The sequence below is a fragment of the Acidovorax cavernicola genome (genome assembly GCF_003581445.1).
The window spans coordinates 1-18,864 of the sequence record NZ_QXMN01000004.1 but is presented as its reverse complement, the minus strand read 5'-3'; the positions used below and the strand labels follow the sequence as shown (position 1 = coordinate 18,864).

Annotated in this window: 15 protein-coding genes and 1 pseudogene; 2 read left to right on the top strand and 14 right to left on the bottom strand. The window is 69.5% G+C overall.

Annotated elements, in window-relative coordinates; all coding sequences use genetic code 11:
• Positions 1–24 precede the first annotated feature (24 nt).
• From D3H34_RS06025 to D3H34_RS34900, 7 genes and pseudogenes are all read right to left on the bottom strand, one after another.
• Entirely contained in the window at positions 25–210 is a 186-nt protein-coding gene (locus tag D3H34_RS06025) for a hypothetical protein (protein WP_056583411.1), read from the bottom strand.
• A 54-nt stretch (positions 211–264) separates the two neighbouring features.
• Entirely contained in the window at positions 265–1,869 is a 1,605-nt protein-coding gene (locus D3H34_RS06020) for an MFS transporter (protein WP_119552534.1), read from the bottom strand.
• The gene (locus D3H34_RS06015) at positions 1,866–2,252 is read right to left on the bottom strand and encodes a YciI family protein (RefSeq protein ID WP_119552533.1); all 387 of its coding nucleotides are present in this window, start codon (positions 2,250–2,252) and stop codon (positions 1,866–1,868) included. Before D3H34_RS06015 ends, D3H34_RS06020 begins: the two co-directional genes overlap by 4 nt.
• The gene (locus D3H34_RS06010; RefSeq protein ID WP_119552532.1) at positions 2,249–2,629 is read right to left on the bottom strand and encodes a YciI family protein; all 381 of its coding nucleotides are present in this window, start codon (positions 2,627–2,629) and stop codon (positions 2,249–2,251) included. The genes D3H34_RS06015 and D3H34_RS06010 overlap by 4 nt, the downstream gene beginning before the upstream one ends.
• 72 nt (positions 2,630–2,701) lie before the next feature.
• Entirely contained in the window at positions 2,702–3,955 is a 1,254-nt protein-coding gene (locus tag D3H34_RS06005) for an RNA polymerase sigma factor (RefSeq protein WP_119552681.1), read from the bottom strand.
• Positions 3,956–3,984: 29 nt separating this feature from the next.
• Positions 3,985–4,479 (bottom strand): SRPBCC family protein, encoded by a 495-nt coding sequence (locus D3H34_RS06000; RefSeq protein ID WP_119552531.1) that lies wholly within the window; start codon positions 4,477–4,479, stop codon positions 3,985–3,987.
• Between the two features lie 149 nt (positions 4,480–4,628).
• Positions 4,629–4,808, bottom strand: a pseudogene (locus tag D3H34_RS34900) (ArsR/SmtB family transcription factor); the annotation flags it as partial.
• Between the two features lie 104 nt (positions 4,809–4,912).
• Here D3H34_RS34900 and D3H34_RS05990 point away from each other — a divergent pair.
• Positions 4,913–5,335: a cupin domain-containing protein gene (locus tag D3H34_RS05990; RefSeq protein ID WP_119552530.1), complete on the top strand. Its 423-nt coding sequence runs from the start codon at positions 4,913–4,915 to the stop codon at positions 5,333–5,335.
• Positions 5,336–5,350: 15 nt separating this feature from the next.
• Here the strand turns inward: D3H34_RS05990 and D3H34_RS05985 are convergent, their stop codons facing one another.
• Genes D3H34_RS05985 through D3H34_RS05960 form a run of 6 tightly spaced genes read right to left on the bottom strand, consistent with a single transcriptional unit; the run spans position 5,351 to position 10,720 of the window.
• A complete protein-coding gene (locus D3H34_RS05985) occupies positions 5,351–6,139 on the bottom strand; it encodes an enoyl-CoA hydratase/isomerase family protein (protein WP_119552529.1) in 789 nt (262 codons plus the stop codon).
• A 10-nt stretch (positions 6,140–6,149) separates the two neighbouring features.
• The gene (locus D3H34_RS05980) at positions 6,150–6,980 is read right to left on the bottom strand and encodes an SDR family NAD(P)-dependent oxidoreductase (protein WP_119552528.1); all 831 of its coding nucleotides are present in this window, start codon (positions 6,978–6,980) and stop codon (positions 6,150–6,152) included.
• 40 nt (positions 6,981–7,020) lie between these two features.
• The gene (locus D3H34_RS05975) at positions 7,021–7,449 is read right to left on the bottom strand and encodes a MaoC family dehydratase (protein WP_119552527.1); all 429 of its coding nucleotides are present in this window, start codon (positions 7,447–7,449) and stop codon (positions 7,021–7,023) included.
• A 14-nt stretch (positions 7,450–7,463) separates the two neighbouring features.
• Positions 7,464–7,904 carry a MaoC family dehydratase N-terminal domain-containing protein gene (locus tag D3H34_RS05970; RefSeq protein WP_119552526.1) on the bottom strand — a complete coding sequence of 147 codons (441 nt, stop codon included), beginning with the start codon at positions 7,902–7,904 and terminating at the stop codon, positions 7,464–7,466.
• An 11-nt stretch (positions 7,905–7,915) separates the two neighbouring features.
• Positions 7,916–9,100: a lipid-transfer protein gene (locus D3H34_RS05965; protein ID WP_119552525.1), complete on the bottom strand. Its 1,185-nt coding sequence runs from the start codon at positions 9,098–9,100 to the stop codon at positions 7,916–7,918.
• A 60-nt stretch (positions 9,101–9,160) separates the two neighbouring features.
• Entirely contained in the window at positions 9,161–10,720 is a 1,560-nt protein-coding gene (locus D3H34_RS05960; RefSeq protein WP_119552524.1) for a long-chain-fatty-acid--CoA ligase, read from the bottom strand.
• A gap of 139 nt (positions 10,721–10,859) precedes the next feature.
• Between D3H34_RS05960 and D3H34_RS05955 the strand changes: the two genes are divergently transcribed.
• On the top strand, positions 10,860–11,894 hold the full coding sequence (locus D3H34_RS05955) for an AraC family transcriptional regulator (RefSeq protein ID WP_119552523.1): 1,035 nt from the start codon (positions 10,860–10,862) through the stop codon (positions 11,892–11,894).
• Between the two features lie 26 nt (positions 11,895–11,920).
• Here the strand turns inward: D3H34_RS05955 and D3H34_RS05950 are convergent, their stop codons facing one another.
• Complete coding sequence (locus D3H34_RS05950) at positions 11,921–18,847, bottom strand: autotransporter-associated beta strand repeat-containing protein (RefSeq protein ID WP_147400388.1); 6,927 nt, start codon at positions 18,845–18,847, stop codon at positions 11,921–11,923.
• Positions 18,848–18,864: the final 17 nt, after the last annotated feature.

Sequence of the window (18,864 nt, the reverse complement as noted above, 5' to 3'; positions counted from 1 at the left end):
TATCCCCACAAAGCAGCAGCCGACTCAGTCGGTGGTGTTTTCCATGCGCTTGGCGAGCACCCCCAGCTGCAGCTCGATGCTGAACAGCCGCTCGTTCAGCACCGCCGTCTGCAGGCGGATCGCCTCGACGATGGCCTTGGTCTGCGGGTCGGAGGTGCTGTCGGACAGTTCTGCCAGGTCATGCAGCTTCTTGCGCAGTTCGTTGCTCATGGGGCCTCCGTTCGGTCGTGGGGTACGTCGTGGAAGCCCCAGTATGGAGGCTCGTCAACGCTCCGGCAATGCGGCGCCGCCCGGGGGTGCGGCGCCCCCACTCTCCTCCTCTTCCGCCCCATGCGCCGGGGCCGCGCCCACATCGCGCAGCCGCACCGCCACCAGCACGCCGACGAACAGCAGCACCACCGCGCACCCGCCCGCCACCAGCCGCAGGGCGTGCAGCAGCGCCCCGCGCCCGGTGTCGAGCAGCGCGGCACCCGTGGTACCGGGCAGTTCCCCGGCCAGCGCGACCGCTCCGCCCAGCGTGCTGCGGGCGGCTTCCACCGCCGCCGCATCGGCGAGACCCGCGGGCACGGCGTCGGCCATGGTCGCGCGGTAGATCGCCACGCCAACGCTGCCCAGGATGGCAATGCCCAGCGCCCCGCCGAACTCGGAACTGGTCTCCGAGATCGCCGAGGCCACGCCCGCGCGCTCCGGCGGCGCGCTGCCCACGACCAGGTCGGTGGCCAGCGTGAACACCGGCGCCAGACCGAGCGACGAGGTGATCGCGCTCGTCACCATCCAGGCCAGCCCGCCCTGCGCGGGCAGCAGCACCAGCATGCCGAACCCCAGCGCCGCCACGCCCAGCCCGCCGCCCATGACATAGGCCGGGCACAGGCGCCGCGTGAGCGCGGGCACGATCATCGAACCGACGATGAAGGCGCCGGCGCTCGGCATGCTCCACAGGCCCGCCTCCAGCGGCGACAGGCCGAGCACCAGCTGCAGGTACTGGGCGTTGTAGAGAAAGAGGCCGAACATCACGAAGCAGGCCAGCATGTAGGCCCCGAGCGAGACGCTGAAGGCCGGCAGCCTGAACAGGCGCAGGTCGATCATCGGATCGGCCAGCCGCCCCTGCCGGCGCGCGAACAGCCAGCCCAGCAGCGCGCCGACCGCGATGGCCGCAAGCGACACCACGTCGGGCCCGTGCTCGGCCACCTGCTTGATGCCGTAGATGGCCGCCAGCACCGCGCCCAGCGAGAGCGCCACGCTGGTCAGGTCGAGCGCGCCGGCATCGGGGTCGCGGTACTCGGGCAGCAGCCAGGGGCCGAGCGCCAGCAGCAGCACCATCACCGGCACGCCGATGAGGAACACCGAGCCCCACGAAAAGAACTGCAGCAGCACGCCGCCGATCACCGGTCCGATGACGGCACCGGCCGAGAAGCTGGAGATCCACACGCCGATGGCCACGGTGCGCTGCGCCGGGTCGAGGAACATGTTGCGGATGAGCGAGAGCGTCGACGGCGCCAGCGTCGCCCCCGCCACACCGAGCAGCGCGCGCGTGGCGATCAGCATGTTGGCGCTGGTCGAGAAGGCCGCGAGCACCGAGGCGACGCCGAACGCCACCGCGCCGATCAGCAGCAGCCGGCGCCGCCCGATACGGTCGCCCAGCGTGCCCATGGTGACCAGCAGGCCGGCCACGAAGAAGCCGTAGATGTCGACGATCCACAGCAGCTGCGAGGCGGTGGGCTTCAAGTCTTCGCTGATCGACGGGATCGCCAGGTTCAGCACCGTGAGGTCCATCGAATAGAGCATGCACGGCAGCGCGATGACCGCCAGCCCGGTCCATTCGCGCGCCGTGGCGCGCGCGGGCGGCGTCCGGTCGAGCGCGCCGCTCATGGGCCCGCCCCCTGGCTGCCACGATTGCCGCTGTCGCCGGCTGACGAAGCCTTGCGCACCTCGATGCTGCTGAAGCGCGCCGAGGGAATGCCGGCCGCGAGCTGCAGCGCTTCTTCTTCGCTGTCGGCCTCGACAAAGTAGAAGCCGCCCAGCTGCTCGCTGGTTTCGGCGAACGGCCCGTCGGTGACCGAGAGCTTGTGGTTGCGCATGCGCACCGTGACCGCCGTGCTGGCAGGCTGCAAGGCCTCGGACACGACGAGCTTGCCGAGCGCCTGCAAATGGGCGTCGTAGTCGACGTGTTCGTGGATGTAGCGGTCCATGTCCTGCGCCGAGAAGTGACTCGTCTGCGCGTCGGTTCCGTAGATCAGGCAAAGGTATCTCATGCGACATTCCCTTCCGTGTTTTCGATCATTTCCATGACTTCGATGGGGCGGACCTCGATGGCGCCGTAGCGCGCCATCGGAATGCGGCCCGCCAGCTGGATCGCGGCGTTCAGGTCGCGCGCCTCGACCAGGATGAAGCCGCACAGCTGTTCGCGGGCTTCGGCGTACGGGCCGTCGACATGCGAGCGCCGGCCCTGGCGCACCTGCACGACCTTGGCGACTTTCACCGAGGTCAGCGCCTCGGCGGCGATGAAGTGGCCGGCTTCTTCCAGCCACTCATCGTAGGCTCTCGAGTCCGCGCCAAGCGTGCGGCGCTCGTCCGGCGACAGTGCTTGAAGCACCGCTTCGTCGCAATGAACCAGGCAGAGGTATTTCATCCGGGATCTCCTTGCAGATTTGAGTGAGGACACCACTGGTCGAACGGCGGCGGCCGAAATCGACAAGAGGCGTCAGAAATTTTTCGCGTCGGGCAACGACGCCAGCTGCCGCTCCAGGAATTGCCGCTCGGGCTGCTGCCGAGCCAGCGACAGCGCCCGCAAATAGGCCGCGCGCGCATCGTCGATGCGGCCCAGGCGCCGGCACAGCTCGGCACGCGCGCCGTGCGCCAGGTGGTACTGGGCCAACTCGCCGCGTGCGAGCAGCGCGTCGATCAGCGCCAGCCCCGCCGCCGGCCCATCGCGCATGGCCACGGCCGCCGCACGGTTGAGTTCGGCCACGGGCGAAGGGTCCAGGCGCAGCAGCACGTCGTACAGGCCGACGATCTGCGGCCAGTCGGTGTCGACTGCTTCCGCTGCTTCGGCATGCACCGCAGCAATGGCCGCCTGCAAGGTGTACGGGCCGAAGCGGCGCGACAGCAGCGCACGCTCGACCAGCGCCGCGCCCTCCCCGATCTGCCCGCGGTGCCAGAGGCTGCGGTCCTGCGCGTCGAGCAGCACGAGTTCGCCCTGCGCCGAGGTGCGCGCGGTGCGGCGGGCGTCGTGCAGCAGCATCAGCGCCAGCAGCCCCAGCGCCTCGGGGTCCGGCAGCAGCTCAGCCACCAGCCGCCCGAGCCGGATCGCCTCCGCCGACAGGTCCGCGCGCGTCACGCTCTCGCCCGACGAGGCCGCGTAGCCTTCGTTGAACACAAGGTACACCACGCGCAGCACCGCATCGAGCCGCTCGGGCAGTTCGGCCAGGCCCGGCACCTGGTACGGAATGCCGGCATCGCGGATGCGTGCCTTCGCCCGCACGATCCGCTGCGCGATGGTGGGCGCCGGCACGAGAAAGGCGCGCGCGATTTCTTCCGTCGCCAGCCCGCAGACCTCGCGCAGCGTGAGCGCCACCTGCGCGTCGGGTGCGAGCGCGGGGTGGCAGCAGGTGAAAACCAGCCGCAGGCGATCGTCCTCGAGCGCGTCGGCATCCGGGTCGGCGTCGTCCCAGGCGGGCGCGGGGTCGGCCAGGGTGTCGGTGTGGGCGGTGGCCTCGTCCCACGCCGTGAAGCGCGCCTGCCGGCGAATGCCGTCGATGGACTTGAAGCGCCCCGCCGACACCAGCCAGGCGCGCGGGTTGGCGGGCATGCCCTCGCGCGGCCATTGCTCGAGCGCCGCGCGAAAGGCGTCATGCAACGCTTCCTCGGCCAAGTCGAAATCGCCGAGCAGGCGCACCAGCGTGGCGAAGATGCGGCGCGACTCGGCGCGGTAGATCGCGTCCAGCGCGTCGGCCATGGTCGCGGGGTTGGGGTTGGGCGTGGCCGTCACCCGCTGCCACCGCCGAGCAGCCAACTCTCGAGCTTGACGAGGGAGCCGGTCCAGCCGTGCGTGTGGCCTTCGCGCGCCGCTTCGTCGAAGAACTGCTGGTGCATGAGCACGAACTCGCAGCCACCCGCATCGGGTTCGAGTTGAACGGTGACGCGCGACTCGCGCTCGGGCGTGCTGCGCCAGGCCCAGCTGAAGACCAGCCTGCGCTCGGGCACGACCTCCAGATAAGTGCCGCTCACATCGTGCGTCTCGCCATCGGCTGCCAACATGGTCACTCGGAAGCGCCCGCCCACGCGCAGGTCGACCTCGGCCAACGGAACGTCGACGATTTCCTCGGGGCCGAACCAGTGCTTCAGCGCTTGCGGGTCGGTCCACGCGCGCCAGACTTTGGCGGGGCTGACGCGGAAGTGCCGGCGGAGCGTGAGCGAGGGGCGCTCGGTGGTGTTGCCGGGGGTGTTTCCGGTGTTGCCGCCGGGGGAAGGTTTCGCCATTCGGTGTCCTCCTGGTGATAGAGAAAGCGCGCCAGTGCGTCGAGGCGGCCGGTCCAGAACTTCTCATAGCGCGAGAGCCACACGGCGGCCTCCTGCATCGGGCCCGCCGACAGCTCGCAGCGCACGACGCGGCCCGCCTTCGTGCGCGAGATGAGGCCCGCGCCTTCGAGCACGCGCAGGTGCTTCATGAAGCCCGTCAGCGACATGCCGTGCGGCTCCGCCAACTCGGTCACGCTGAGGCTGCCCTCGCCCAGCGCTTCGAGCACGCTGCGGCGCGTCGGGTCTGACAGGGCCGCAAACACGGCGTCCAGAGCATCTGAGTGAACCATGCGGTTGAGTATCTTGACCGCCCCGATGGCCGTCAAGCAATGGGCCCCGCGCAGGAACGGTTTATGCATGCTGCAGCGCAGCATCACCTTGCGAAGGAGCGCCCATGCTGGACCGAACCGCCACCCAGTTCTCCCACGTCAAGCCCGCCGACACCGAGTACGTCTCGGGCGGGCTGCGTGACTTCTTCCTCTACCGCGATCTCGGCATTGCGGCGGCCACGCACGGCAAGGTGATCGCGCACCTGGTCAAGGCCAACATGGCACCGGAAACGGGCACCGGCTGGCACCGCCACGAGGCAGACTTCCAGATCGTCTTCATGCTCAAGGGCTGGGCGCGCTTCATGTACGAGGACAAGGAAACGCGCGTCGAAGCCGGCGACGTGGTGCACCAGCGCCCCGGCATCCGGCACTTTCTCTTCGACTACTCGCCCGACATGGAGTACCTGGAAATCGTCTCGCCGGCCGACTTCAAGAGCATCGACGTCGAGCCGGTGTGCGAGATTCCGCCGCCGACGCCCTGGCCCTGAAACGGGCCGGTCCCGTCAGCGCCCCGCGAAGCGCGGCGCGCGCTTCGCAACGAAGGCCGCCACGCCCTCGCGTGCATCCGCGCTGCCAGCGCGTTCGCGCAGCAGTCGGTGCTCCATCTCGAAGTGTTCGTCGATCGGGCGTGCCGGCGCATCATCGCAAAGCGCCTTGATGGCCGCGAACGAACCCGTTGCGCCGCTGGCCAGCCGTGTCACCAATGCTTCGGCAGCCGCCGCGAGTTCAGCTTCCGGGTACAACGCATCGACCGCGCCCGCAGCCAGACAGCGCGCACTGTCGATCGGATCGCTGAGCATCAGCCATTGCTGCGCGCGCACCGGCCCGATGCGCCGCGACAGGAAATACGAACTCCCCGCGTCCGGCGACAGCCCGATGGCCGCATAACCGGTGCGCAGCTTCATCGACTCGGCCGCGAGCACGAAGTCACCACACAGCGCCAGCCCCACGCCGGCGCCCCCGACCGTGCCGTTGACCGCGACCACCAGCGGCGCCGGGTTCCGGGCCAGCCGCAGCAGCGCGGGATGCAGCCGGTCGAGGATGGCATCGACCAGCTCGGGCAGCTTGTCGCCCGCGGCCACGAACGAATCGATGTCGCCGCCCGCGCAGAACACGCGCCCTTCCCCGGTCAACAGGATGGCGCGCGGCGCCGCTTCCAGCACCTCGTCGATGGCGCGCGCCAACGCATGGCTGCTCGGCAGCGACACCGAGTTGGCGCGCTCGGGCCGCTTCAGCACGATGCGCCCGATGCCGTCCTGCACGCCCCAGGCAATACCTTCTTCGAGTTGCATGCCAGCCACCTCAGATGCCGGTGAGCCCACCGGTGCACATGAGCGTCTGGCCGCTCACGTAGTCCGACTCGGGCGCGCACAGGAGGTACACCGCGCCGGCCGCCTCCTCGGGCGTGCCGCCCCGGCCCAGCGGGATCGACTGTTCCATCATCGCCAGCAGCCCGGGGTTGACGCCGACCTTGATCTCGCGCCCCTCGATGTTCGCGGTGGTGGCCTCGGCCGTGCTGGCCGTGAGCCGCGTCTGGATGAAGCCGAAGGCCACGCAGTTCACCGTGACGTTCATGCGGCCCCACTCCTTGGCCAGGGTCTGCGTCATGCCGACGATGCCGGCCTTGGCGGTCGAGTAGTTGGCCTGCCCCGGGTTGCCGAAGAGCCCCGCCACCGACGAGATGTTGACCACCTTGCGCACCACGCGCCGGCCGTCCTCGGTCTCTGCCTTCGACAGCGCCCGGATCACCGGCTGCGCCGCGCGCAGGATGCGGAACGGCGCCGTCAGGTGCACGTCGATCATGGCGTACCACTGCTCGTCGGTCATCTTCTGCACCACGCTGTCCCAGGTGTAGCCGGCGTTGTTGACGATGATGTCCAGGCCCTTGAATTCGCTCACCGCCGTACCGACGAAGCGCTCCGCAAAGTCCGGTGCCGACACGCTGCCGACACAGGCCACGGCCTGGCCGCCCGCGGCGCGGATGGCCCGCACGGTTTCCTCGGCCGGTTCGGTGTCGAGGTCGTTGACGACGATGCGCGCGCCCTCCGACGCCAGCTTGAGCGCGATCGCACGGCCGATGCCGCGGCCCGAGCCGGTGATGAGGGCGACCTTGCCTTCGAGTTTGGGTGTCATGTCTCTTGTCTTTCTCTCTCGTCTTGTTTCGTTCCAGGGGTCAGCGCAGCGCCACGATGGCCTCGCCCGCGATGCGTGCCTGGCCGTACTGGTTGGCGCTGAGCACTTCCACGCGCACACAGCGCTCGCCGTTGCGCTCCAGCTTCTCGACCACGCGGCCGGTGCAGCGCACGGCATGGCCCAGGTGCGTGATGCCCTGGAAGCGCACGTCGAAGCGGCGCAGCTGCGCCTGCGGCACCCATTGCGTGAGCAGCCGGCCGAGCCAGGCCATGCCCAGCATGCCCTGCGCGAACACGTCGGGCATGCCGGCCTTGCGCGCGAAGTCGGTGTCGATGTGGATCGGGTTGTGGTCGCCCGAGGCGCCCGCGAAGAGCGCGAGCGTGGTGCGGTTCACGGGCGGGAGTTGCAGGGCGGGCAGCTCGTCGCCGATCTGCACGCTGTCGTAGGTGATGGAGGTCGCGGAGGTCATGGGTGCAGCGTCTTTCAGTGCCGGCAGACGATGACGGAGCGCAGCTCCGCCACGAGTTCGTCCCGCTGGTTGGTGGCGCGCGAGGTCTTCACCACGAATTCGAGCGCGCCGTTCTTCTTGTCGTAGATGTCGCTGACGGTGGAACGCACCGTCACCGTGTCGCCCACGCAGGCCGGCCGGTGGAACTCGAAGCTCTGCTCGCCGTGCAGCAGCTTCGACAGCGGAATCTGCAGGTCGTCGAGCAGCTGGTTCGACGCCCCCGAATCCAGCTCGGCCGCGAACAGGAAGGTCGGCGGCGCAGGCAGGTCGGGGTAACCGGCATCGCGCGCGGCGGCGGCATCGGTGTAGACCGGGTCGGTCTCGCCGATGGCCTTGGCGAAGAACTGCAGCCGGCTGCGCTCGATGGGAATCACCGAGGCTGGCAGCTCGTGGCCGATCCATTTCTTGTCGATCATCTGCTTCGCCTTCAGACGCGCTCGTACAGCGTGACCACGCAGGCGCCGCCCAGGCCGAGGTTGTGCTGCAGCGCGAGGCGCGCGCCTTCGACCTGCCGTTTGTCGGCCGTGCCGCGCAGCTGCTGGACCAGCTCCGTGCACTGCGCGAGCCCCGTGGCGCCCAGCGGATGGCCCTTCGACAGCAGTCCACCCGACGGATTGGTGACGACCTTGCCACCGTAGGTGTTGTCGCCGTCGACCACGAACTTCTCCGCGCCGCCCACCGGGCACAGGCCCAGCGCTTCGTAACTGATGAGTTCGTTGTGCGCAAAGCAGTCGTGCAGCTCGACCACGTCGATGTCCTGCGGGCCGACACCGGCGGCGTCGTAGACCTTCTGCGCGGCTTCCTGCGCCATGCTGAAGCCGACCACCTCGCGCATGTCGCGGCTCTCGAAGGTGATGGCGCGGTCGGTGGTCATCGCCTGCGCCTTGATGCGCACACTGCGATCCAGGCCATGGCGCTCGGCGAAGCGCGGCGAGCAGATGATGGCCGCTGCCGCGCCACAGGTCGGCGGACAAGCCATGAGCCGCGTCATCACGCCGGGCCACATGACCGGCGCCGCCATCACTTCGTCTTCGGTGACGACGGTGCGGAACAGCGCCACCGGGTTGTTCGACGCATGGCGGCTGGCCTTGGCGCGGATCTTCGCGAAGGTCGACATCTGCGTGCCGTACTGCTGCATGTGCGCCAGGCCGGCGCCGCCGAAGTAGCGCAGCGCCAGCGGCACCTGCTCGTTGCCGACCAGCTCGTCGGTGATCTGCTCGAAGTGATCGAACGGGCTCGGGCGGTCGTTGAACACCGCCCCCAGCGCGCCAGGGCTCATGTGCTCGAAGCCCAGCGCCAGCACGCAGTCGGCCGCGCCGCTGGCCACGGCCTGGCGCGCGAGGAACAGCGCGGTCGAGCCGGTCGAACAGTTGTTGTTGACGTTGACGACCGGAATGCCGGTCATGCCCACTTCATAGAGCGCGCGCTGGCCGGCGGTGGAGTCGCCGTACACATAGCCGACGTAGGCCTGCTGCACCAGCTCGTAGCCGATGCCGGCGTCTTTCAGCGCGGCATTGGTCGCGTGCGCGGCCATCTGCGGGTAGGGCTGGTTCGCGCCCGGCTTGGTGAAGGGGATCATGCCGACCCCGACGACGTGGACATCCTGGCTCATGAGCGTCTCCTGAAATGAAATGAATGAAGTGAACGAACAAGAAAAATAGCTGGACGGTGCTCAGGCTACGCCACGTTGACGGCCTTGCCAAAAGGGTTCGCGCAGGCGGGTCTTGAGCACCTTGCCCGCACCCGACAGCGGCAGCGCCTCGACCACCGCCACGCTGCGCGGGCACTTGTAGGCGGCAATCAACGCCTTGCAATGCGCGATGAGCACATCGGCCGCCAACTGTTGGCCTGGCTTAAGCACGAGCACCCCGTGCACGGCCTCGCCCCACTCTTCGCTCGGAATGCCGATCACCGCGCAGGCCGCGACCGCGGGGTGCTGGTTGATGGCGTTCTCGACCTCCGCCGAGTAGATGTTCTCGCCGCCGCTGATGATCATGTCCTTCAGGCGGTCGACCACGAAGATGTAGCCGTCATCGTCCATGTAAGCGCCGTCGCCGGTGTGCATCCAGCCGCCGCGCACGGCAGCGGCCGTTTGCGCGGGCTGGTTCCAGTAGCCCTGCATCACGTTGGGGCCGCGCACCGCGACCTCGCCCACGGTGCCGCGCGGCACCTCGATGCCTTCGCCGTCGACGATGCGCACCTCGGTGCAGTAGCTCGCGCGGCCCGCCGAACGCAGCTTGCCCAGGCGCTGGCCTTCGGGTGTATGGTTGCGCGCCGGGTTGACGGTGGCCAGCGGCGACAGCTCGGTCATGCCGTAGGCCTGCACGAAGTCCACGCCGGGAAAGGCCTGCATCGCACGGTTCAGCACCGCTTCGGAGATCGGCGAGGCGCCGTAGGTGATGCACTTCAGGCTGCCCAGGTCGCGCGGCTCGCGCATGGCGGGATGGTCGACCAGCATCTGGATCATGGTGGGCACCAGCAGCGCGTGGGTGACGCGGTCCTGCTCGATGGCGTTCAGCACCGCCTCGGGGCTGAAGGCCGGAATGATCGCGTGGGTGTTGCCCTCGAGCCAGTGCGGCGCGGCCAGGCCCATGTCGGCCAGGTGGAACATCGGCGCGGCATGCAGGTAGCAACCCTCGGGCGAGGCCAGGCCTTCGGCATGCAGCGCCAGCCCCGAGCTGCTCATGTTCGTGTGGCTCAGCATCACGCCCTTGGGAAAGCCGGTGGTGCCGCCGGTGTAGAAGATGCCGGCCAGGTCCTCGCCGCGGCGGCCGGCGTCGGGCACGGGCGATGCGGCTTCCAGCAGGGACTCGTAGCCGTGCATGCCGGGCGGCGTCGGGCCGTCGCCGCAGTAGATCACCTCGCGCAGGCTGGTCGCCTGCCCGCGCATCTGCTCGACCAGCGCGCGGAAGGTCTCGTCCACCAGCAGCAGCGTGGAGCCCGAGTCTTCGAGCGAATACAGGATTTCAGCGGCCGACCAGCGGATGTTGCAGGGGTTGAGCACGCCGCCACCCCAGGGCACGGCCATCTGGTATTCGAGGTAGCGCGCCGAGTTCAGCGCCAGCATGGCCACACGGTCGCCCGCCTGCATGCCGAGCCCCTGCAGGGCGCCCGCCAGGCGCGCGACCCGCTCGGCGTAGGCGCGGAAACTCAGGGTGCGGCCGGCGGCGCGCACGGCGATCCGTTCGGGGTGCTGCTGCACGCTGCGGTGCAGGGACTGGGTCAGGTACATGGCGGTTGTCTCCGTTCGGTTCTTCTGTGCACGCATGGTAGAAACCGCGCCGTGCCGCGGCGATTGCGCTTCGCATCGCCCGCATGGCAGAAAACCTCAATCGACACCCGCGCCGCCCTCGGGTCTGATCCGCCCACCGATGCTGCAACCGCCCGTCACCATCCCGATCGTGTTCGTCCAGGGCATGCTCTCGGGCGTGCGCGCCCGCGGCGACGACGCGCCCCTGTGCATCGACACCGTGCTGGAAGACGCCGGCATCGCCCCCGCCCTGCTCGACGCGCCGGGCGCGCGCGTCACCGCCGAGCAGTACGTGGCGCTGTTCGGGCTGCTGATCGAGCGGCTGGACGACGAAGCCCTGTGCTTCCTCTCGCGCCGCCTGCGCCGGGGCAGCTTCGCGCTCATGACACGCGCCACCCTGGGCGCGCCCACGCTCGAAGTGGCGCTGCGGCGCGTGGCCCGCACCTTCAGCCTGCTGCAGGACGACCTCGAGATGGTGCTGCTGCACGAAGGACCGCTCGCGGGCTTCGGCCTGCGGGTGCAGGGGATGCCGACCGCGCCGCTGAACTTCCTGCACGAGCTGATGCTGCGCGTGTACTGGCGGCTCTTCGCCTGGCTGCATGGCGGCCGGCTGACGGCGCGCCGCTTCGACTTCGGTTTCGAGCAGCCGCCCTACGCGGCCGGCTACAGCAAGGTGTTTCCCGGACCGCTGCAGTTCGGCCAACCGCTGTCGGCCGTGTGGTTCGACGCCAGCGCGCTGGCCACGCCGATCCACCGCGACGCGCGGGCCATGCGCGATTTCCTGAAGGCCGCGCCGGCCCACGTGATCCTGCCGCCGCTGGGCGAGCTGGCGGTGAGCGCGCGCGTGCGCGCCGTGCTGCAGCAGCACCGCCCGGGCTGGGCCGACCTGGCGACCGCCGCGCGCAGCCTGCACATGTCGGTCAGCACACTGCAGCGCCACCTGGCGACCGAGGGAACGTCGTTCCAGTCGCTCAAGGACCAGCTGCGGCGTGACGTGGCCATCGTGCGCCTGAACACCAGCACCGTGCCGCTGGCGGCGCTGGCCGAGGAGCTGGGCTTCTCGGACAGCGCGGCGTTCCAGCGCGCCTTCAAGACCTGGACCGGCGGCGCGCCCGGCTCGTACCGGCGCAGGCCGGGGCCGGACCCGGAAGCCTGAAGCCGCCGCTCTACCGCTTCACCGATCTACCACTTCACCCGCACGCCCAGCGATCCGTTGACCGAGCTCTTCACCTTGGCGTTGCCCCCCGACGACCACAGCTTGCCGACCTCGCCGTACAGGCTGGTCGACCGGCTCAGCGCCAGCGTGAAGCCGCCTGCGAGTTCGGTGCTGGTGCCGCCCGTCGGCGCCGCGATGTCGGTCGTGGTGGCGCCGTTCACGAAGCGAGCGATGTCCGTGCCGCTCGAGGTCTTGTAGATGTTGACGCGCCCGTACGGCTGCAGTACGCCCATGCCGGTGTCGACCTGGCCCTTGACCCGCACGCCCGCGCGAGCGACCCAGCCGCTGTCGGCCTGCGGCTGCGCGATGGCGCCGGCAATGGCCGAATTGCCCAGGTCCATGTGGTGATGGATCAGCTGCAGCTGTGGCTCGACACTCCATCCGCTGGCGCCGATCGCGAAGGCCTGCCCCACTTCGATCGAGCCCAGCAGGCTGTTCCCCTTGCCGCCCACGCCGGCACCGAGCATCGGCTCGACCGTGTAGCGGTGGCGGCCCGACTGCACCACAACGTCGGCGTACAAGCCACTGTCGGCGGTGTAGGTGCCGTACACGCCGACGTACTGGCTGCGCAGGTCGTTGCGGCCCACCGCGAGGTTGCGGATGCCGCTGGCAAAGCCGCTCACGCGCGCATCGCCGTCGAGCTGGCCGACGTACAGGCCCGCGCGCCAGTTCGCCGTGGCGAGCAGGTCGGTGCCGGCCTGGAAGCCGGTCAGGCGACCCTTGCTGGTGGGCGAGACGGTGCCGCCCTGCTGGATGTCGATGTCGGTGGACAGCACGCGGGCCCAGGCGCGGCGCTCGGCGCCGGTCGGGGTGCTTGCGGTGCTCTTCACATCGTCGTCGCCCACGCGCTTGCGCACATCGCCCAGCATGGCGAGGCTGCCCTGGCGCAGCTGGCTCGGCAGCGCCGCGTACAGGGCAGCCTCTGGCCGGTAGGTGACGACGGGCAGGCCCGGCGTCACCGCATCGGTGGTGGAGCGCAGGTACCAGTTCTCGCCCGCGCCGCTCGCATCGGCGGCGTGCAGGCGGTACTCGTAGGCGCCTGCGTCGACGTGACCACCGGCCAGCGAGAAGGCGTCCTTCGTGGTCTGCGCGGTCGTGGTGGCGCCGTTCTGTGCGGTGATGACCTCGATGCCGTTGCCGCTCGTGAGCGCCCCCAGGCCGCCGAGGTTGCCGATCTGCACCGAGGTCTTGCCGCTGGCAATGGCCGCGGGGCCGTCGAGCACCAGACGGTCCGACGGGCCGGCGCCGTTGAGCGTGGTGCTCAACTTGAGCACGCCGTGGTTGCCGACATAGGCTCCCTTGACCGTGAGCGTCGTGCCCGCGGTCGCGCCGGCCAGCGACACCGTGCCGCTGTTGGCCAATGACGCGACGGTCTGGCTGAAGCCCGCGAGGTCGAGCGTGGCGCCTGCGGCCACGCTGTGCGCGGATGCCGCGCTGAAGGTGTTGACCGCACCGGCCTTCAACGTGCCCTGCGCCACGTTCGTCGCACCGGTGTAGGTGTTGGCGCCCGACAGCGTCAGCGTGCCCGTGCCCTGCTTGGTGATGAAGCCGCCGCCGGTGATCGCGCCACCCAGCGTGCCGCTGAACGCACCGGTGTCGATGACCGGGTCGTTGTTGCCGGTCAGCTTGATCGCGTTGGCGATCGCCAGGCCGTCCGCGCTGAAGCCCAGCGTGGTGTCGTCGTCCATCGAGAGCGTGCCGGTGCCCAGCGCCAGGCTGTGGCCCAGGTTCAGGCGGCCCTCGCGCAGCGCGGTGCCGCCGGTGTGGGTGTTCTCGCCCGAGAGCGTCAGGGTGCCCGTGCCCACTTTGACAAGCGAGCCACCGACGCCCGAGATCACGCCCGAGATTTCGGTGCTGGTATTGAGGCCGCCCGTTGTCAGCGCCTTGTCGCCCAGCAGCACGCGCCCGCCGCCTTCGAGCGAACCGATGCTGGCGCCGGCCGTCGTCATGCGGCGGATGCTGACCACGCCGCCCGCCTTGTTGACCACCGTCGCCTGCGCAGCCGTTGCACGGTCCTGCATGTCGAGCGAGCCGGTGCTCTCGTTGACGATGAGCGCCTGACCGGCCGAGCCGTCGTCCCAGAGGTTGGTCGAGCCGCCCGCCGAGTTGACGATGCGCGCCTTCCCGGCCGTGGCCTGGAACCACACGGTGACGCTGCCGCCCCGGTTGTCGAACACGGCATCCGCCGCTGTCGCGTTGTCCGCGAACGAAACACTGCCGCCCTTGCTGTTGACGAAGCTCGCGCGGCCGGCCGAGGTGTTGTCACGAAAGTCGATGGAGCCGCCGTTGACGCCGGGGCTGGCGGCGCCGGTCGTGAAGCGCAGGTCGTCCGCTGCGGCATTGCCGCGGAACGCCAGGTACCCACTGGCGTTGACATCCACCGGACCGGTGCCCAGCGCGCCGGAGACGTTCGCGCTCACGCTGCCGCCATCGATCCGGGTGCCGCCGGCGTAGCTGTTGGCTGCCGCCAGCACCAGCTCGCCGGTGCCGATCTTGCGCAAGCTGCCCGAGCCGCTCATCGTGCCGGTGAACGTGCCGCTCGCCGACTGGTCGAAGGTGACATTGGCGTTGTTGACGATCTGGCCCTGCAGGCTGGTGGTGTTGCCCTGCAGCACACCGGCCGCGACAACGGTGCCGCCGATGTAGTTGCTGGCGCCGGTCAGCACCAGCGTGCCGTAGTCGTCCTTGGTCAATCCGCCCGCGCCGGTGAGCGGCGCGCTGATGGTCGCCGTCATGGCCGCGCCCGAACCCGTGCCGTCGCCGACCTTGATGATCGTCTGCGCGTTGCCCAGCGTCAGCGCGTCGCCCGCGACCAGGTAGCCGTCGGCATGGAACTGTGCGCCGCCGATGCTGACGGCACCGCCGCTGTTGTCCACCGTGACGGTGCCGGCCGTACCGCCGAACATGGCGAACTGGTTGGGCTTCCAGGTGGCGTTGTAGCTCCCGTCGACGTTGCTCCAGCCGTCGCCGCCCGGACCACCGATGCGCCAGGTGCCCGAGCCGCCGCCGACATGGTTGTTGTTGACCGCGTCGCCGCCGTCCCAGAAGCCGAGCTGCACGCCGGCGCTGTTGATCAGGTTGACCTCCCGGTGCACGCTGGTCTGCACGTACAGGTCGGCGGGCGCCACCGGGGCGCTGCCGATGCCCAGGCCGTTGTCGGTCAGCGAACCCGTGTACTTGATGAGGCGGTACAGGCCGGGCCCGAAGCTGCCGCCGGCCGTCTGCGCGACGTTCAGCGTGCCACCGAGCACGAGGTTGCCGTTGACCTGGATCAGGTCGTTGAGCGGGCTTTCGCCGACGGCGCCCAGCTCGTAGTTGAGGAAGGAGCCGCTGCCCAGGCGCAGCTCGCCCGTGGTCAGGGTGCCGGGGCTGTTGCCCGGTGCGAGCGAACCGCCGTTGGCCACGGTGACCGCACCGGCGATGGTGCCGCTGCCGGCCAGCGTGGCGCCACTGGCGATCTCCACGCTGCCGCTGCCCGTGGCACTGCCGCTGGTGTTGTTCACGCGCAGCGTGCCGCCATTCACCAGCGTCACGCCGGTGTAGGTGTTGGCACCCGAGAGCGTCAGCGTGCCGGAGCCGACCTTGACGATGGAGCCGCTCACGCCCGAGACGACGCCGGAGACTTCCGTGCTGGTGTTCAACCCGCCGACCGTCAGCGCCTTGTTGCCCAGGAGCACCCTGCCGGCACCTTCGAGCGAACCGATTGCCGTGCCGTCTGCCTGCAGACTGCTGATGTGCACCTCGCCGCCCGCCTTGTTCACCACCGTCGCCTGATCGGCCGTGGCGCGCCAGTTGAAGCCGATCTTGCCGCCGTTCTCGTTGATGATCGTGGACTGGCCCGCCGAGGCGAAGTCCCAGAGGTAAACCGCGCCGTCTGCGAAGTTGGTGATGCGCGCGTTGCCGGCGGTGGAGTTGAACATGAACGTGGTGTCGCCACCGCGGTTCTCGAAGACGGCGTTGCCAGCGGTCGCGTCGTTGTTGAACATCACGCTCGAATACTTGTTCGCGACGAAGGTGGCGTTGCCCGCCGAACTCTTGTCGTTGAACTCGACGTTGCCGCTGAAGGCCGGACCGCTGGGCGCTGCCAGGGTGATGTGCAGATGGCCCGCGTCCGCGGTACCGCTGAAGCTCAGGACGCCGCCCGAGTTCACGGCCACCGCGCCGGTGCCCAGCGCGCCGCTGACCGAGGCGTTCACCCTGCCGTCGTTGATCGACGTGCCGCCCGTGTAGGTGTTGACGCCCGAGAGCGTCAGCGTGCCGCTGCCGACCTTGACGATGGAACCGCCCACGCCCGAGATGACGCCGGAGATTTCCGTGCTGGTGTTCAGGCCGCCGACCGTCAGTGCCTTGTTGCCGAGGGCCACATTGCCGGCGCCTTCGAGCGAACCGATGGACAGGCCCGGCGTCGTCATCTTGCTGATGCGGACGCGGCCGCCTGCCTTGTTCACCACCGTGGCCTGCTCAGCAGTCGCACGGTCGAAGAAGTCGATGAGTCCGCCCGTCTCGTTGATCAACCGGGCCTGGGCGGCCGAGCCGTCGTCCATGAAGTTCGTCTGGCCGCCCGCGAAATTGGTGATCGTCGCCTTGCCCGCATTGGCGTTGAACCAGATGGTGGTGTCGCCATGGTTCTCGATGACGGCATTGCCGGCCGTGGCGTTGCCTCGGAAATCGATGCCCGCCTGTGTTTGCGTGGTCAGCGTGGCGCTGCCGGCGGAGCTGTTGTCCGCGAACTGGATGAACCCGCCGTTGACGCCCGTGCTGCCTGCAGCGGCGGAGATGCTCAGGTTACCCGCATCCGCATTGCCGGTGAACAGCAGCCCGGCACTGGCCGCCACCGACACCGCACCAGTGCCCAGCGCGCCACTGACCGCCGCGTTCACTGTGCCGCCGTTGATCGACGTACCGCCCGCGTAGGTGTTGACGCCCGAGAGTGTCAGCGTGCCCGCGCCTGTCTTGACCAGTCGGCCCGCGCCCGCGATGACGCCACCGAACTGGCCGGTTTCGAGCGTGGTCACCTGCGCGCCGCTGGGACCCGTCTGGAGCGTGCCGTTGCCCTGGAGGTTGCGGATGCCGACGCTCAGGGCGTTCAGGTCGAGCGTCGCGCCGCTGTTCACCGTGGTCGAAACGACATTGCTGAAGACAGCGTTGGCCGTGCTCCCATGGCCTGCGCGCAAGGTGCCGCCCGCGACGACCACGGCAGCGGTACCGTCCACCGTGACAGGGGCAACGCCGAGGTGGAACACGCCGGCCTCGGAGGCACTGCCGAACGTGGCCGTGGCGTTCGCTCCCAGGCTCAGCGTGCTGAGCAGCGTCAGCGTGCTGCCGGTGGCGGCGGCGATCGTGCTCGCCTTCCCGGCCGCGAAGGTCAGGGACTGAGAGGAGAAAGCGAAGCTCGACGTCGTGGCCAGCTTGCCACCTGCCAACGTCACGCCGGCGATGCCGAGCGCGCCGGACGCCGCGACCTCCAGCGTCCCGCCGTGGACCGTGGTGCCGCCGCTGTAGGTGTTGGCCCCCGAGAGGGTGAGCGTGCCCGTACCGCTCTGGCTCACGCTCCCGGAGCCGCTGATGGCGCCCGAGAAGCTTGCCGCGTTGGAGCGGTTGAACACGAGCGCGCCGTTGTTGACGATGTTGCCGACGATGCTGCCGGTGGTGCCGCCGTCGCCCACTTGCAGCGTGCCGGCGGCGATGACCGTGCCGCCGGTGTGGCTGTTAGCGCCGCTCAAGGTCAGGCTTTCAGGCCCCGTCTTCACGAACTGGCCCGAGCCCGTGATCGCACCCGCGAACGTGCCAGACCGCACGCTCGTGAACTGGGCCGCGCCACCGGCGCTGGTGTTCAGCGTTCCGGCGCCCTGCAGGTTGCGGATCGTGAGGCTGTAGCCGTTCAGGTCGAGCGTGGCGCCGGTGTCCACCGTGGTGGAGGCCGCATTGGACAGGATGAACCCGGGGAGACCTGCGTCTGCAGCCTGCAGCGTGCCGCCGGCCACGACGATCACGGCATCCGAAGAGATGCCGCCGCCGCCGCCGCCGCCGCCCAGTCGGATGGTGCCGTTCTCAGTGGCGCTGCCGAAGACGACGGTCGCAGCGGAGCCCAGGTACAGGTCGCCGCCAAGGCCGAAGACCTTGCCACTGGCAGCAGCCACTGTGCTGCGCTGACGGCTGGCGAAGGTCAGGCTGTTGGTCAGGTCGAGGCTGGAAGTGGCGGCCAGCTTGCCGCCGTCGAGCGTGACCGTGCCGGCGCCGAGCGCGCCGGCCGTGCCGATCTGCACCGTGGTGCCGTTCCTGATCGTCGTGCCGCCGGTGTAGCTGTTGATGGCGCCCAACGACAGCGTGCCGCCGCCGTCGGCCGTGAGGCTGCCGGTACCGGAGATGACGCCGTTCATCGTCAGCGCCGTCGCCGGTGAAGACTTGTCGCCCACGTTGATGGCAAGGTTGCCCGTGGGTACGAACGCGCCCGACAGTGTCCAACTGGCGCCGTTCGCGACGTTGATGGCGGAGAAGCCCGACATCGCATCGTCTTCGCTGCCGATGCCCTGGAGATTCAGCGTGTTACCGCTGCCGAGGGCGACCACCTGGCCGTTCAGCACCGACCCCGCTTGCAGCGTGAGCGAAGCATTGCCTCCGGTGAAGCTGATGGCATTTGCGCGAGTGACGCCGTCACCAGAGAGTCCGCCCGAGATGGTGCCGCTGTTGACGATGCGCGAGGCGCCGTTGGCGACGATGCCTTCTCCACCCGCACCTGCCGCGCCTACGGCTGCGTCCGTGCTGCTCCCGCCTGTGCCGCCGTTGCCCCCAGTGATGCCACCGGCGTTGACAAGTGAAAGCCCGGCGCCCGAGAGAGACAGGCCCGCCCCGCCACGGCCACCACTGCCGCCATTGCCGACAGCGCCCCCCACATTGGCAACTCCCGCAC

Excerpts from the sequence above, each read along its gene's own strand:
- D3H34_RS05960 (WP_119552524.1), bottom strand. The coding sequence starts at position 10,720 with ATGTACCTGACCCAGTCCCTGCACCGCAGCGTGCAGCAGCACCCCGAA.
- D3H34_RS05990 (WP_119552530.1), top strand. The coding sequence starts at position 4,913 with ATGCTGGACCGAACCGCCACCCAGTTCTCCCACGTCAAGCCCGCCGAC.
- D3H34_RS05970 (WP_119552526.1), bottom strand. The coding sequence starts at position 7,904 with ATGATCGACAAGAAATGGATCGGCCACGAGCTGCCAGCCTCGGTGATT.
- D3H34_RS05980 (WP_119552528.1), bottom strand. The coding sequence starts at position 6,980 with ATGACACCCAAACTCGAAGGCAAGGTCGCCCTCATCACCGGCTCGGGC.
- D3H34_RS06020 (WP_119552534.1), bottom strand. The coding sequence starts at position 1,869 with ATGAGCGGCGCGCTCGACCGGACGCCGCCCGCGCGCGCCACGGCGCGC.
- D3H34_RS05985 (WP_119552529.1), bottom strand. The coding sequence starts at position 6,139 with ATGCAACTCGAAGAAGGTATTGCCTGGGGCGTGCAGGACGGCATCGGG.
- D3H34_RS05965 (WP_119552525.1), bottom strand. The coding sequence starts at position 9,100 with ATGAGCCAGGATGTCCACGTCGTCGGGGTCGGCATGATCCCCTTCACC.
- D3H34_RS05975 (WP_119552527.1), bottom strand. The coding sequence starts at position 7,449 with ATGACCTCCGCGACCTCCATCACCTACGACAGCGTGCAGATCGGCGAC.
- D3H34_RS06010 (WP_119552532.1), bottom strand. The coding sequence starts at position 2,629 with ATGAAATACCTCTGCCTGGTTCATTGCGACGAAGCGGTGCTTCAAGCA.
- D3H34_RS06015 (WP_119552533.1), bottom strand. The coding sequence starts at position 2,252 with ATGAGATACCTTTGCCTGATCTACGGAACCGACGCGCAGACGAGTCAC.
- D3H34_RS06025 (WP_056583411.1), bottom strand. The coding sequence starts at position 210 with ATGAGCAACGAACTGCGCAAGAAGCTGCATGACCTGGCAGAACTGTCC.
- D3H34_RS05955 (WP_119552523.1), top strand. The coding sequence starts at position 10,860 with ATGCTGCAACCGCCCGTCACCATCCCGATCGTGTTCGTCCAGGGCATG.
- D3H34_RS06005 (WP_119552681.1), bottom strand. The coding sequence starts at position 3,955 with ATGGCCGACGCGCTGGACGCGATCTACCGCGCCGAGTCGCGCCGCATC.
- D3H34_RS06000 (WP_119552531.1), bottom strand. The coding sequence starts at position 4,479 with ATGGCGAAACCTTCCCCCGGCGGCAACACCGGAAACACCCCCGGCAAC.